This window comes from Pinibacter aurantiacus, assembly GCF_019130065.1.
Lineage (GTDB): Bacteria > Bacteroidota > Bacteroidia > Chitinophagales > Chitinophagaceae > Pinibacter > Pinibacter aurantiacus.
Genome location: NZ_JAHSPG010000006.1, coordinates 169817 through 185316, shown reverse-complemented (window position 1 = coordinate 185316; position 15500 = coordinate 169817). Strand labels below are relative to the sequence as shown.

The window sequence follows — 15500 nt, the reverse complement described above, 5'->3', positions numbered from 1 at the left end:
TTCACCGATTAGATCACCTGAAACCCATACGCATACGGATCATCTTCCGGATCTATGGAAATGGTATTGTACCCGTAAATCCTTGCCCAGCCTTCAATTCCAGGTCTAATGGCGGCCTTGTCTCCTACTTTTAATTCTTCTTCTATCGTACCGATGAATTTGGAACCGATGATGCTTTCGTGGATGAACTGATCTCCTTTTTTAAGTTTTCCTTTTGCGTACCATTGCGCCATTCTTGCTGACGTGCCGGTTCCACATGGCGAGCGGTCAATCGCCTTATCGCCATAAAATACTGCGTTGCGTGCGGTGGAAGTTTTATCAATCACCTCTCCTGTCCATAAAATATGTGAGCAACCGTTGATGGTTGGATTCTCAGGATGAATAAACGTGTAAGCGGCGTTGATCCTGTCTCTCATCACTCTGCTCCAACTGATTAATTTATCGGCACTGTACTCTTGCAGCCCTTTGAAATTGGGTTGCGGATCAACAATAGCGTAAAAGTTTCCTCCGTAACTAACGTCCACTGTAAGCATTCCCAACTCCGGGCATTCAACTTGAATGTTCTCTACTGCGAGGAAAGAAGGGATATTCGTAAGCTTTACGGATTTTACTTTTTTGCCTTCCTGTTTATAACTGATCATTACCAAACCGGCAGGCGCTTCCATACGCACAATGCCCGGCGTTTTAGGAACGATCAATCCTTCTTCAATGGCGATGGTAATGGTGCCAATGGTTCCGTGTCCGCACATGGGCAGGCATCCGCTCGTTTCGATAAACAGTACAGCCACATCATTAGCTTCATCATGCGGCGGATATAAAATGCTTCCGCTCATCATGTCGTGACCGCGTGGTTCAAACATGAGGCCCTTTCTTATCCAATCAAATTCTTTTAAAAAATGCTGGCGCTTGTCGCTCATCGTTGCGCCTTTTAAATCCGGACCACCTCCTGCAACAAGTCTTACAGGATTACCACAAGTATGTGCATCAATGCAGAAAAAAGTTTTTTTCATTCGCAGGTTTCAGTATAAGCATCAAGGTTAAGAAAACAGTGCCTCTCTTTTTAAGGAGACGGCACCTTTACAATTGCGTCGCGTGTGTATTGGTTATTTACCAATCGTAATATACCTAAAGGATTACTATTTTGGAGTGCCGCAGGCAACATTTCATCTAAAAAGTTCTGAAAGCAAACAGGTCTTACCCAACGTTTGATGGCGGATGTACCAACCGACGTAAATCGCTCATCAGTTGTAGCGGGAAACGGGCCTCCATGCACCATGCTTGCGCAAACCTCAACACCGGTTGGAGCATTATTCAAAATAATTCTGCCCGCAAGATTGTGTTGCAGTTCAATAACATCTTCAAAGGCACGAATATCTTCCGGCGTTGCTACAATCGTGCTGGTAAGTTGTCCCTTAAGGCTTTTTAATACTTGTTGTAATTCTTCCTTATCACGGCAACTAACGGCCAGGGAAAAAGGACCAAAAACTTCTTCAGTAAAATGCTCGTTCGCCAAAAAATCTTTCGCTTGTACCATAGCAACCACAGGCGTTCCTTCCAATACAGCAGCTTCTTTGCAAGAGCGCCCCAGTTCGCGAATGCCTTCGAGGCTTAATATTTTTTTCAAGCCTGTTTCGTATGCTGTGTGAATACTGGTATGCAACATTTTTTGCGGCAGCACTTCTTTAATTGCAGCAGCCAGCAATTCAAGAAATCCTTCAAAAGCGCTGCCCTCTATTCCAATCAGCAGCCCCGGGTTTGTACAAAACTGTCCCATACCAAGTGTGATAGACGCTGCAAAAGTTGTGGCGAGGTTGGTCGCATTTTTTGCCAACGTATCGGGATAAAACACTACCGGATTTATGCTGCTCATTTCTGCAAACACAGGTATAGGAATTGAACGTTGTCTTGCATACTCCACCAAAGCAGTGCCACCGTTATAAGAACCTGTAAAGCCAACTCCTTTTGCCGCCGGGTGCATCACCAATTGTTTTCCCACAGCTGAGCCCGGCCCCATAACATGTTGCACGGTATATGCGGGTACCTGCACTTGTGCAATAGCAGCTTCAATTGCCTTGAATACACGAAGCGAAGTTTGCGCATGCGCAGAATGCCCTTTTACTACTACCGGGCATCCCGCAGCCAACGCACTCGCTGTATCGCCTCCTGCTGTTGAAAATGCAAAGGGAAAATTGCTTGCACCAAAAACAATCACAGGGCCGGTAGGCAACAATATCTTCCTCGTATCTGGTTTCGCTGGTACCGAGCCATCAATATCGGTGTCAATTGTTGCTTCTACCCAACTGCCTTCCTGCAGCAAAGACGCAAACATTTTTAACTGTGTTGTTGTCCGTGTTATTTCGTTGTTCAGTCTTCCCTGCGGCAAATTTGTTTCTTCCTGTGCAAGCAATATAAGCTCCTCCCTTGCATCTTCTATGTGTGCAGCAATTGCTAACAAAAAATCCGCACGCTTTTGTGGTGACAGTTTTTTGTAATCAGCAAACGCTTTTCCAGAACGTTCCATTACTTCAGCAATATCAACCTGCGTAGAAGGAGCGATCATATCAGTTGTAAAATTTCCGGCCATTCCTTATTTTTTTAAATTCATTATTGCAGCTTACATACGGTGTACGATGTACGAAATTCGTTAGAGTGCAACATGCGGATGACTTTCGTACATCGTACATTGAAGACAATTAAACAGCTAATATTTTTTCTTCGATGCTCAGGTATTCAGGTAGCTTGGGACGCGTTTGTAATGCTTTCGTAATGATGCCCAATATTCTTTCTCTCTCTGCACCAACAATAGCAAGTCTTGGCGCTCTTACATTCTCTGTACCAATGCCGGTTTGAGCCTCCGCGAGTTTAATATATTGAACAAGTTTTGCATGAATATCAAGCTCGAGCAATGGCATGAACCAACGATAAATCGGAACGGCTTCTTCTGCTCTGCCGGCTTTCACAAGGCGGTAGATCGCAACTGTTTCTGCAGGAAATGCACATACCAATCCAGCTACCCAACCGCTGGCACCGAGCAGCATTTCTTCCATTGCAAGTGTATCCACACCGCAAAGCAATTTAAAGCGATCACCAAAGCGGTTAATCATACGCGTTACATTGGTCACATCTCTTGTTGATTCTTTAACGGCCTGTATGGAGGGAATACTTACGAGCTCATCAAACATTTCAAGTGTGATCTCAGTTTTATAATCGATGGGATTGTTGTACAGAATAATCGGCAGATCTGTCGCCGCAGCAACTGCTTTGAAGTATTCAACCGTTTCACGATGATCGGTTTTATATCGCATCGGCGGCAATAACATCAAGCCCTTTGCGCCCCATTCTTTGGCGAGCTTTGCCTGCCTGATGGCTTCTTTGGTAGAACCTTCCGCAATATTCACTACGACCGGTACGGCTCCGTTTACTTTTGCTATACAAAACTTAACCAGGATTTCTTTTTCCTCTACTGTCAATACGCTGCTTTCACCAAGGGTGCCTCCTAAAATAATTCCGTCTACCCCTGCTTCCAATTGTGCGTAAAGGTTTTTCTCAAATGCAGGAAGATCCAGCTGATCGTATGCATCAAATTTTGTTGTAAGCGCTGGAAATACGCCTTTCCATTCAATTGCCATATTGCTAATAATTTCTTACGAAACTATCCCACAAAAAGGCTGAGGAATTTATCGTTTTTAATAAATAATAACCTGATATTAACCCAATGATCCCGTGCAAATTAAGTGTCAAAAACACGTTTAAGATGCTGTAACAATTGATCTATTTTAACCAACTATAACCGTATTTTAACCCAATGGCCTAGTTTTTTGGCAAAAGGCGGATAATTTCCGTAAATTAGATTACTAACCATTATTAACTAAAAAGAACTGCCATGAAGATCCTTCAATTCACACTTCCGGTTCCGGATAATAAGACCCTGATATGTAAGGAAGAGTCTTTGCACCACTTCTATCCTCATTTACACAGACATAATGAAGTGCAGTTAACCTGGGTAATACAAGGCGAAGGCACGCTGGTGGTTGACAACAGGATGCATGCCTTTCATGGTAACCAGATCTATTGGATAGCGGCGAATCAGTCACATGTTTTTAAAAGCGACCCAAGCTATTTTGAAAGTACAAGCAACCAAAGCACACACTCCATTGACATCTTTTTCAGTTGTGACTCGAAACTTGGTTCTTTCTTTTCTATTCCTGAGGTAAAGCATTTGAAAAACTTTATTGAGCAAAACAGCGGTGGTTTTCAGATTCCTGAAAAGTATATTCAAGAAGTATCTGAAAAAATGGTGAAAGTAAAAAGCACCAATGGTGTTGAACAGTTCCTTTATTTTATAGATCTGCTTAAACTTATTGCTTCGTTTGAAAACCTTGATCCACTTGCCGCGGAGACACAAACAGCTTCTTATGATGATACTGAAGGGATCAGGATCGCGAGTATTTACAACTATGTGATGCAAAATTATAAACAGCCGATCACACTGGATGAAGTATCAAAGCTGGCGTACATGACACCGCAGGCGTTTTGCCGTTACTTTAAAAAACACACACACAATACGCTTGTTTCGTTTGTGAACCAGGTGCGTGTAAATGAAGCATGTAAAAAACTGGTTGACAAAAACTATGACAGCATCGCTTCAGTTGCATACAATACTGGCTTTAACAGCATTACCAATTTCAATCGTGTTTTTAAAAGCATTGTAAAAAAATCCCCGAAAGAGTACATTGATAATTACTTTCAAAATATTGAACAGCCGATGGCTAGTGCCTGAGTTCAATTACTGTCTATGGTTATTCAAAATAAAAGCTCCCGAATTTGGGAGCTTTTTTGCATTCTGCAAGTGCTTTTACACGCTCCAAATGTTTCGTGACTTTGTTTGTGCCAGTTCAAAATAAAAACACTAAGGCACTAAGAAACCACTAAGGTTCACTAAGGAATCCCTGAAAGTTCGGGTTCTCTTAGTGAGGCTTAGTGTTCTTAGTGCCTTAGTGGTAAAAATTCGGGACTCAAAACCTATTGCACATCCCACCAAACACGGTCAGTCAACTTCGCCGACTGCTGCGCTTGCGGGTTGGTTAAAATCTCACTATTTGGATATAGTATTCTTCTTGGTATTTCAGATAATGCGCCATCAACTTTTACGAGTGCCGGATAACCGGTTCTCCTCCAGTCTGTCCATGTTTCGAAGTTGAAAAGGTTTGCCATTGCTTTCTCTTCCATGATGCGCTGCAATCCGTTTTGTGCTGTTAATGTTCTTGATGCTACGTAAGCGACCGCTGCTGCAGAAAGCGTATCAAGTCCCATTTTCGACATGTTGGAATTGATCGCATTGACGTATATAGGTTGAGCAGCCGCAAATCCTGACTTTCTGAATAGAGCTTCTGCCTGTAGAAACAATGACTCTGTATATGTCATTAAATAATTGGAAGAACTTGTACCACCGTAAAAGTTATTAGGGTACGAATAAATAGTTAGATCTGCCGTAGGCGCTCCAATTCTTCGTCCTGTGTATTTGCCTGTGCCTTCTGCTTTCAAAGCTATAAAAGGCAAACGCGGATCGTTTCTTTGTTTGAGCGTTTCTATTAATGTTTCATTCAACACATAGGTAGTAACAGGTGAGAAAGTCAGGTTCCAGATATTTTCAGATCCTGTTTCACCACCATAACTGAATTTTAAGTCATCATCGTTTGCTGCCATTGCTCCACTTAGTGCTTTCAACACACTGTCGCATTGTGTGGCAGCAGTGTGTCCGGGAGCTCTGGTTAAGTGCATGAAATACCTTGCCTTCAATGACAATGCTGCTTTTCGCCATTTACCCATATCTCCATTGTATAAAAAATCATCACCGCCGGGAACTGGTCCGCTGTTTTGGTCAATATCATCAATTGCTGCTGTGAGCAAGGATTGTATGGTATTATAAATGCTTTCCTGGCTGTCGTATGGCACCAAGAAATGAGTCTTGTCAAATGCTTTTGAATAAGGAATATCACCCCAATAGTCTGTGGCAGAGCCCAGTGTATAGGCGGTCAGAATTTTTGCTATCGCTGCATAGTTCCATTTTTTATTGGTGGTGGCTTTGTCATTCAGGATCTTAAGATTGTTTAGACAGATGACATAGAACGCATTCCAGTCGCCGTCGAAATCAACATTAAAAGACTGATAGTTCCAGATGCCTGGATTGAGCTGGTTCGGCGCGATGTTCTGCAGATAGTTTTGAACATTGATGCTTGCATTGCCACCTTGTATATTGTCAGATACATTTTGTTCAATTGGTGGCAGCAATAACGACTCCTGAACATTCAACGGATTGTTAGGATCTTTGTTTACATCCAGGAACTTCTGACAACCTGTTGCTGCAATGCCCAGCGTCACTATGATGAATAATAATTTCTTTTTCATTTTAATAATGTTGAGCGTCATTAAAAATTAAGTTTTACTGAAAACAGGAATGATCTTGAAGTAGGCGTTGAAAACGCATAGATCGCCTGCGCAGAGTTGTTGTTGCCATAAGAACTCACTTCAGGATCGGCTCCTGTGAAGTGCGGACTGTATATCCATAAGTTTCTTCCTGATGCGGTGAGGCTTACACCTTTCACCCATGAATGTGCGAGCGCTTTAGGATTTACATTGTATGTCAGGGCAACATTTCTTAGTTTCAGGTAAGTGCCATCCTGGATGGTGCTTTCGTATTGCCTGCTTTGCCAATAAGTCTGCGCGTTCACAGCAACAGTGTTTGGTTTGTTGTCCACTTCACTGATACCTTTCACAACGATTGGATTTCTGTCCGCTGTTGCTTTTGCAGTACCGTAAAAGAATCCGTAGCTGTCAACATCGTTTTGCACATCGCCGCCTTTCTTCATGTCGAAGAAAAACGACAACGCAAATTGTTTGTAGCGGAAAGTATTTTCAAGACCCGCAAGCCAATCAGGTGTAGCATTGCCCACAACACCCTGATCTCCTACTACCGGCAAACCGTTTGCATCGATCAGCAACTGACCATCTGCAGTGCGTTTATATTTTACACCATAGAAGACGTTGTAAGGCTGACCAACAATAATGCGCCCCAATTGATCAATGCCCGGATACAGTGCAAGTACTTTGTTTTTAATTTTTGTAAAGTTGAAGGTGATGTCCCAGCTAAAGTCTTTCGATCTGATGGCAGTTGCACTTAACAACAACTCGAGACCTTTGTTTTCAATGCTGGCACTATTTACAGTTGTTCCACTGAAGCCTGTTGCATTTGAAATGCTTACACCCGGAATAATACCGTTGTGTGATTTGCGATAGAAATAAGAACCTTCAAAACTGATCCTGTTTTTCAGGAACTTCAATTCAAGACCACCTTCGTATTCTTCCAATCTTTCGTTCTGCAAATTTGGGTTGCCCAATACTGAACTTTGCAAAAAGCCCGGCTGCCCCTGGTATGGATACAAAAAGTAGCCTGCGTTTGTGTTCCTTCCAGCTTGTATGAACGGCGTGTTTAATGAGTATGGACCTACACCGTCATTACCAACAGTGGCAGCAGATAATCTTAGCTTACCAAAGCTCAGCACGTTTTTAACATTGGTATTTAAAAGTTCGGAGAACATAAAGCTTGCAGCAACTGATCCGTAAGGATAAAAATTATTTCCCTTGGCCAAAACAGAACTACCATCGTATCTGCCTGTAAGAGATAAGTTGATCAATTTGTTGTACTCAACGTTTGCCTGGGCGTAAAAACCGATTTTTCTTTGCAGTGAATGACTTTCAGACGAAGCGATATTGCTACCAGCCGAAACGTTGTAGAATTCTTCTACCGTTAAGCCATTGCCCGTAAGGTTTGTGTTCTGGTAGTAAGTGGAAAGAATGTTATTCCCCACCAGAAGGTTTGCGTCAAACTTGCCCCAGTGCTGGAACGCATTGATCATGATATCGTTATTAAACTGGCGGAAGTTTGAATTGTTGTCAATCACCTTGCCATTCAATCCAATGGCCGGTTGCGGATTTTCGAAGTATTTGTTTTGCTCACTGTACATGTCCGCCCCAATTCTTTCGGTAATGGTCAACCAGCTTGCGGGTGTCACGTTTAATGTAAACACTGGCAGGTATCTATTTACCACATCATTGTTGTTCATGTTGTCAACAGACCACAGCGGACTGTTTCTTGAGTACCTGTACATACGTGCGTTACCGTTCGAATCCAACACCGGGTAAGGGTTCCATGACACCGGCTGATCGAGCACAACAAACAAAGGCCCATTGCTGGCGCCTTCCGGCAACCTATTTTGATTGGAGTTGCTATATCCCAGTTGGAACACCGTGTTCACATACTTACCAATCTTGCTGTTGTATTTTGCGAAGAAGGAATGTCTTTTAAAATCGTTGCCAGGCATTATTCCTTTCTGATCATAGAAAGAATAACTTAGATAGTATGCAGAGTTTCCATTTCCTCCTGCTGCCGAAACGGTGGAGTTCGAGGTAATACCCGTGCGGAAAAAATCGTACGGATCATATTGGGGAGCAGGCTTTCCGTTGATCTTCAATGTATCCATTCGTGCGCCCCAAGATGCACTCGTTTTTTGCGTTTCGCCATCGTAAAATATGCCGGTGGTTCCCTGTGAATAAGCTGTCTGTCTCTCAGGCAACAATGGTTTTTCAAATGACAGATCAGATGAAACAGTGATAACCGGCTTTCTATCTGCCGCGCCGGATTTTGTAGTAATCAGCACTACACCCTTTGCACCGGATGATCCATACAAGGCAGTGGCAGCAGCGCCTTTCAGCACGTTGATGCTTTCAATGGTGTTGGGATCAATGTCCACCACACGATTCATACCAGCACCGGGAGCAGCACCGCCCGCAGAACCTGTTTCGTCGTTGTTGATAGGAATTCCATCCACTACAAACAAAGCCTGGTTGTCTCCTGTAGCAGAACTATTTCCCCTGATCACAATGCGGGCAGAAGCACCGGCATTACCTGAGGAGCTTGTAACCTGCACGCCGGAAATCTTTCCCGCAACGGCGTTTACAAGGTTGGGCTCTTTCGCTTTCAGAATTTCATCGCCCGATAATTGTTGGGTGCTGTAAGTAAGATTGCGCTTTTCTCTTTTTACACCCAGCGCGGTAACTACTACTTCATTTAGTGCAGTGCCACTGTTAGAGAGTGTGATAACTACATCGGATTGTCCGTTTACTGCCACTTCTTTTGCAGCGTAACCGACATAGGAAATTTCAAGTGTTGTTTTCTTTCCACCGGGAAGTGTAAAAGAACCGTCTTCTTTCGTAACGGTTGTAATCTTTGATGCTCTGTCTTTTACGGAGGCTCCGGCAATTGCCTTGCCCAGCGAGTCGATGACCTTGCCCCTGAGGTTTTGCTGCGCCTGCACGTGCATGCAACAAAAGAGGAACGCCATGAGGACAAGCAGACCGTATGACAATTTTGTTTTGGTTAAATACAGCATATGTCAGAGTTTAAAAAAGCTTGATTTAATAAAACAAATCTATCATTGGATCTACATTATTACTTTAGAGAATTTAACCCATCCTTAGCGATATTTAACCATTATTTCACACTGAAGTTTTGTGTGCGATTTTAAAAATTGTCATTTATACAAATATCAATATGGGCAAGGCTTTGATTGGTAACACGATTTATCCTGATACTTTATTTACAGAATGGTTTATTTTATACTACAACTGTTGTGTAAAATTGACACTTTATGACGTGAAAGGAGATCAAATTTTACCACTAAGGCACTAAGGACACTTAGACGCACTAAGAGTTTTTTAACCACAGAGTTAAGGAGATTTTTTTCACAGAGGAAAGGAGGATGTTCTTGGTAAACAAGCACCTTTAGAAAATTCAGCAAAAAAGATTTGAAAACCTTCCCTTACCTCCATTCTTTTGCTATCAATCCAGCAGCCCTCCTTTCCTCTGTGCTCTCGTGAGTTACACCACTTCTTTCGAAACTCCTTCTCCGTGCACTCTGTGGTTAAAAAACTCTCTTAGTGAAACTTAGTGCCCTAAGTGTCTTAGTGGTGAAAAACCGATAAAACATTTCGGGTCTATAAAAAGAAAAAGATTGCTCCGCGAACTGCGAAGCAATCTCTTAATTATTAGAGTGATATTCTAATTCCTAATTCCTAACTCCTAACTCATCCCCCAAACCTTTCAACTGCAAAGGCTTGCAAATCGATGCTTGTTTTTTTCTCTTCCACCAATTCACTTACCAGCTTACCGGTGCCCGCGCCAAGACTAAGACCCAACATAGCATGCCCTGTTGCAACTATCACATTCTTAAAGCGTTTTATCCTGCCGATATAAGGCACTCCATCCGCGGAGGTGGGACGATAGCCATACCATATTTTATCCTGTGAAGGAAGTGCAATTTCAAACTCCGGAAGAAAACTTTTCACGGCTTTTACAATGCCTTCCACACGCTCATATCGTGGCGGTGTTTTTGTGCTAACTACTTCCATTGTACCGCCATAACGCATTTTGTTGCCATCCATTGGCGCAATGGCAACGCGGCCCTCTGTGAGTATGGCGGGCCTGTTTAAACTATATGGGGAATTTTCAAGTGTAAATGAATAACCTCTTCCAGGCATTAGCGGAATGCTTGTTTGCAGCATCGCCGCTACCTCCCTGCTCCATGAGCCCGTTGCGATCACAACATCATCTGCTTCATGAACTGATTTATCCGTAACGACTTTGGTTACCTTTCCGGAGATGAATTCAAAGCCTTTCACTTCCTCATGCAACATACTCACACCGTTTTGAGTCAAATAATTTTTCAGGCTCGCCATCAATTTATCCGGATACAAATGCGAGTCGCAACGGAAATAAATGGCGCCCAGCGCGTTGATGGTTGTTTGCGGCTCCAATTCCTTCAGCCCTTTCTGATCAATAAGATCTACATCAAGGCCCAGCCTTTTGCCTGCTTCTACAGTTTCCTGCGCATGGTGACCGACTTTTCCTGTCTGGAAAATTTCAAGCATGCCTTTTCTTTCAAAGGCAAAATCGAAACCCGGCATTTGTTCCCATGAAGCATATTCCGCCTGGCTGAAAACGGCGATGTCCTTTAACGGCACTGCCGAATTTTCAACATTTCTTTTGCTTGCACTTTTCATGAACTTCAATCCCCAGTCAATCAATGAAAGGTTCAGGGAAGGCTGCACATAAAACGGACTCTTACTGTTGAACATCCATTTAAATCCTTGCCACACAATGCCCGGCGCCGCAAGCGGAATGAAGTGGCTCGGACAAACGTAACCAAGATTGCCGTATGAGCAATTGTCGGTAAACCCATTCTTATCAATCACTGTCACCTTATGGCCTGCACGTTGCAAATAGAAAGCACTGCTTAAACCGATCACGCCCCCACCTATCACGATAACATTTTTCATAAATCTGTTTCCTTGTTTTTGTCGATGCCTTTAAAAGTTATAAAATTTCCAGCTGGTTGTAAAATCTTTTGCCGGTGGTTTATTTTCAAGAATGGCACGCTCCATTTCAATGGGCATCATATTTTGTTGAATGAAGGCATCGTGAAATTGTTTGAAGGTCATTTTTCCTGAATCTACCAATTCACGCTTCAACGACATGATCTGCAGCCCACCGATCATGTATGCGATTTGATACAAAGGATCATAGCTTCCTACAAAGGAGCGACGAACTTCGCCTTCTGCATTCGCACGTTCATGACCCACGCGATCCACCAAAAAATCGATGCATTGTTGCGGTGTCCATTTGCCGGTGTGATAGTTTAAAGAAAATATGATCCTTGCACAACGATGCATTCTCCAGAACAACATGCCAATGCGATCTTCCGGCTTTTTTGCAAACCCCTGGTCCCACAGCAACATTTCCCAATACAGCGCCCACCCTTCTATCCAAAATGGTGTTTCAAAGTGACGATATGTTTTATAACGGTTCGTTGAAAATTCCTGCAAGCTATGTCCCGCAAACAATTCATGATGCACGGTTGCCCTTGAAAAATGCGGATTGTTACCGCGCATGCTCATTAGCTTTTCATCCTGGCTCATGCTATTGGTGGGGTAAGAAATACTAAATTCTTCTCCTCCTGTAAAAAATGGATTGATCAGTTGCTCCTTTGGCGTCATCATGCGCATGCGCCATGTTTCTTCGGCCAATGGTGGTATGGTAATGAGGTCATGACTTTTAATGAATTCGACAGATTCATTGTACAGCGCAAGCATTGCTGCAGGCTGTTCTCCCGGCTTCACATACATTGTCTTAACTTTTTCCAGCGCCTGTTTCCAGTTATCGCCAAATCCCATTTCCCTGCTGGCTTTCAGCATTTCCTGGTCACACCATGCAAACTCTTTATTGGCAATTGCAACAAGTTCATCTGGTGTGTAGGCAATCATTTCCAGCTGCAAGCGACGCTGCAATTCACTTGCACCAATCGGATTTCCAAAGATGCCGCTGCCATCATCTTTCTGCGGTGTGATGCTTTTTTCTTTTACTTTAATGCTATCTGAGTAAACGGCAAGAACGCTGTCAAGCTTTTTATACGGTTGCGGCACCCACCATGTAAACATGGGATCGTACCCATTGTAAAATTCAAAAGTGCTTTTTAACGCACTTCTCAATCCTTTGATAATTCCTTCAGCTCTTTTGCCCTGCTCCATTGCAATGGCATTTTCTTTGGCGAACTTCTTTTGCAGGTCCTGCACTGTTTTGTAGGCTGTGTTAAACTGATCTGCCACCTGTGAAGGATCGAGCAGCAATCCCCTGCGCCTTCTTTTCTCCAATGCATAAATGCTGTCTGCAAACGGAAACCATTTTTTAACAGCATTGTAGTCTTTCTCTTCCAACTGCAACTGGTATTGCTCTTCTTTCAACTTACGATCAAACAACACATAGTCAACCTTCGTTCCTGTATTGAGATTGTCAAAATTCAGCGCTTGCAATTTCGCCTGGTAGCTCTTATTAACCTCGAGCAATCTCGCTCTTCTTTCGGGAGAATTTTCAACGGTATAAAATCGAACAAGATTCCCGTTATCAGCATTGTATTGCACCATCACATTATTGACTTCACTTGTTTGCTGGTAAAGATCATTTACTTTTTCAGTTTGCGCATTTACCTGCAAAGCGGTCAACAATAAAGCGGAACAATAAAAGAGGGAACGGTTCACGCAATTAGTCATATGTGTTATTTGGTTTTACTCTTTAAACTACTACACAATCTTTACAATTTAAAGATCTGCTTTTGAATCGTTTCTTGAAGGGGGCGCCACACCGAGTAAGTGCTGTACAAAAAAATCGCGTTTGCGCATTCTCCCGTAAGGCCCGCCATCACTATGTCCCATGCCGGGCACAGGCAGAAAATCAAAGGTCTTTCTTGCTTTGATCAACGCATCAATTACACGATAAGTAGATTCGGGCGGCACATTTGTATCAGCCTCACCAACGATGAGTAACAAGTCTCCCTGCAAACGATAAGCGTTTGTAACATTGCTTTGCTGCTCGTACTCCTTGCCCACGGGATATCCCATCCATTGTTCATTCCACCATTGTTTGTCCACCCTGTTGTCGTGACAACCACAAGCGGCAACTGCGGCTTTATAAAATTCCGGGTGAAACAATAAACCTCCCAATGCATTTTGTCCACCTGCAGAGGTACCATACAAACCAACCCTGGTTGTATCAACATAAGGATGCTCTTTCGCCAGCGCTTTCATCCATAATATCCTGTCGGGAAACCCGCCATCCGCAAGGTTTTTCCAGCATACATCATGAAATGACTTGCTACGGTTGGCCGTACCCATGCCATCCATTTGCACTACAATAAATCCGAGGTCGGCAAGGCTTTGCATTTCCCTGCTGTAACCGATAAATGATTTTGGAACAAATGCATCCTGCGGACCGGCGTAAATATTTTCGATGATGGGATATCGTTTTGTGGAATCAAAATTGGCCGGTACAAAATATACACCCCAGATATCTGTAACTCCATCCCTGCCCTTTGCTTTAAAGGCATGTGGCAATGTTTTTACCACCTGCAAAAACGAACTGATATCTGCTTTCTGAATGTCTGCGATCTTTTTTCCGGTTTCTGTTTTTCCTAAAATTGTTTGTGGAGCCTGGTCAATCGTTGAGTAAGTGTCAAGAAAATATTTCCTGTCTGGTGAAAAAACAACTTTATGATTGGCCCTTTCGTTCGTTAAAGCAACAAGATTTTTTCCGTCGAAATCTATTCTGTAATAATGCTCGAAGTAAGGATCTTCATTGGAATTCATACCACTCGCCGTGAACCAGATCTGTCTTTTCTTTTCGTCAATGCTGTCAATATTTCTAACTACATAATTTCCTTGCGTGATCATTTTGCTGTCGCCCGAACGATCATCTGCCAGATACAAATGATACCAGCCATCTTTCTCAGATGACCAGATGATCTCGTTTGTTGCGGGCAGATAGTGAGTAAAAATTCTATTGGTGTAAATGAAAGTTTTTGTTTGTTCATCGATCACTGTATTCGTTTCCCCACTCGCAGCATTCACACGAATAATTCTAAAACGTTGATGTCCCCTGTCCATTTTTTCGTAAAAGAAATATTGCTTGTTCGTACTCCAATGCAGTAACGGCGCATCAAAGAAATCGATGACAGGCGTTTGTACCTTAATGCCCTTGTTGTTGTCTACAGGAAACACATACATTTCATAGGTGGTGACAGGGTCGCCCGGTTGCTTGTATGCCTGCGATCGAAGCTGTCCGCGAGTAGTTCCCGGCACTGAAGACAGCACATAGTATACAGACGAATCTTTTACCGGTTTTATGTGATACCCTACAACGTAACGACTATCCGGGCTCCATGCCAGCGACTCGTACAAATAACTGTTGCTGCCATCAAATGTGTACTGAGTGGCGGTATCTTCTCCCACTTTTTTTATGAACACGTTGTTGTCACGAATAAAAGCAACATATTGTTTGTTGGGAGAAAGGCTATCAGTTTCAAAGCTTTCCCAGCGGCTGGGCGGCTCTTTAAATGCAACGCTGGCTAATTCCACCTGTGGCAGTGAGTCTATGGTTGTGAGTTTGTTTTTGGCTGCGTCGTAACTGTAATTTTTTCCATCAAACACAAAAATGATGCTCTTTGATGAAGAGCGGTAGCCTATTATTGGTATGGTAGCGTTTTCCCGTGGATCGCTTATGCCGGTTGCTTCCTGGATTGCAGCTTTCATTTTGTCTGTATCAAACAACGGCTTCTTCGCGCCTGTTTTGGCGTTTACGTAAATGTATTCCGTTTTGCCACCGGCCAATACATTGCTGTACCAAAAAGCCTCTTCGCCTTTTATCCAGTGAGGAACTACCGAGAATCCACCAATGGTTTTCAATACAGCGCTGTCTCTGCGGGCCGCCTCTTTGTAATTGGCAACCATTTCAGCGTGTGAAGGTTTATAGTCAGGAAGCGGTTGTGCAATACATGATGCGGCAAATAAAAGTCCGGAAAAGATAAGGCAACAGATTTTGGAGACAATTGACATTA

The 15500-nt window shown here is 43.1% G+C and carries 9 protein-coding genes; 1 reads left to right on the top strand and 8 read right to left on the bottom strand.

What is annotated here, in order from left to right; genetic code table 11:
- Nucleotides 1-8: 8 nt before the first annotated feature.
- The 3 genes from KTO63_RS10355 to KTO63_RS10345 form a co-directional block, all read right to left on the bottom strand.
- On the bottom strand, nucleotides 9-1010 hold the full coding sequence (locus KTO63_RS10355; RefSeq protein ID WP_217791193.1) for a 4-hydroxyproline epimerase: 1002 nt from the start codon (nucleotides 1008-1010) through the stop codon (nucleotides 9-11).
- Nucleotides 1011-1060: 50 nt separating this feature from the next.
- Nucleotides 1061-2584, bottom strand: a complete 1524-nt coding sequence (locus KTO63_RS10350; protein WP_232373116.1) for an aldehyde dehydrogenase (NADP(+)) — start codon at nucleotides 2582-2584, stop codon at nucleotides 1061-1063.
- Between the two features lie 109 nt (nucleotides 2585-2693).
- Nucleotides 2694-3629: a dihydrodipicolinate synthase family protein gene (locus KTO63_RS10345; protein ID WP_217791192.1), complete on the bottom strand. Its 936-nt coding sequence runs from the start codon at nucleotides 3627-3629 to the stop codon at nucleotides 2694-2696.
- Between the two features lie 254 nt (nucleotides 3630-3883).
- On the opposite strand from KTO63_RS10345, the gene KTO63_RS10340 reads away from it, so the two are divergent.
- A complete protein-coding gene (locus KTO63_RS10340) occupies nucleotides 3884-4780 on the top strand; it encodes a helix-turn-helix domain-containing protein (protein WP_217791191.1) in 897 nt (298 codons plus the stop codon).
- A 242-nt stretch (nucleotides 4781-5022) separates the two neighbouring features.
- Here the strand turns inward: KTO63_RS10340 and KTO63_RS10335 are convergent, their stop codons facing one another.
- From KTO63_RS10335 to KTO63_RS10315, 5 genes are all read right to left on the bottom strand, one after another.
- The gene (locus KTO63_RS10335) at nucleotides 5023-6408 is read right to left on the bottom strand and encodes a SusD/RagB family nutrient-binding outer membrane lipoprotein (RefSeq protein ID WP_217791190.1); all 1386 of its coding nucleotides are present in this window, start codon (nucleotides 6406-6408) and stop codon (nucleotides 5023-5025) included.
- A gap of 20 nt (nucleotides 6409-6428) precedes the next feature.
- A complete protein-coding gene (locus tag KTO63_RS10330) occupies nucleotides 6429-9449 on the bottom strand; it encodes a SusC/RagA family TonB-linked outer membrane protein (RefSeq protein ID WP_217791189.1) in 3021 nt (1006 codons plus the stop codon).
- 694 nt (nucleotides 9450-10143) lie between these two features.
- Nucleotides 10144-11394: an NAD(P)/FAD-dependent oxidoreductase gene (locus tag KTO63_RS10325; RefSeq protein ID WP_217791188.1), complete on the bottom strand. Its 1251-nt coding sequence runs from the start codon at nucleotides 11392-11394 to the stop codon at nucleotides 10144-10146.
- Between the two features lie 30 nt (nucleotides 11395-11424).
- Nucleotides 11425-13161 (bottom strand): DUF885 family protein, encoded by a 1737-nt coding sequence (locus KTO63_RS10320; protein WP_217791187.1) that lies wholly within the window; start codon nucleotides 13159-13161, stop codon nucleotides 11425-11427.
- 48 nt (nucleotides 13162-13209) lie between these two features.
- A complete protein-coding gene (locus tag KTO63_RS10315) occupies nucleotides 13210-15498 on the bottom strand; it encodes a S9 family peptidase (RefSeq protein ID WP_217791186.1) in 2289 nt (762 codons plus the stop codon).
- Between the last annotated feature and the right edge of the window lie 2 nt (nucleotides 15499-15500).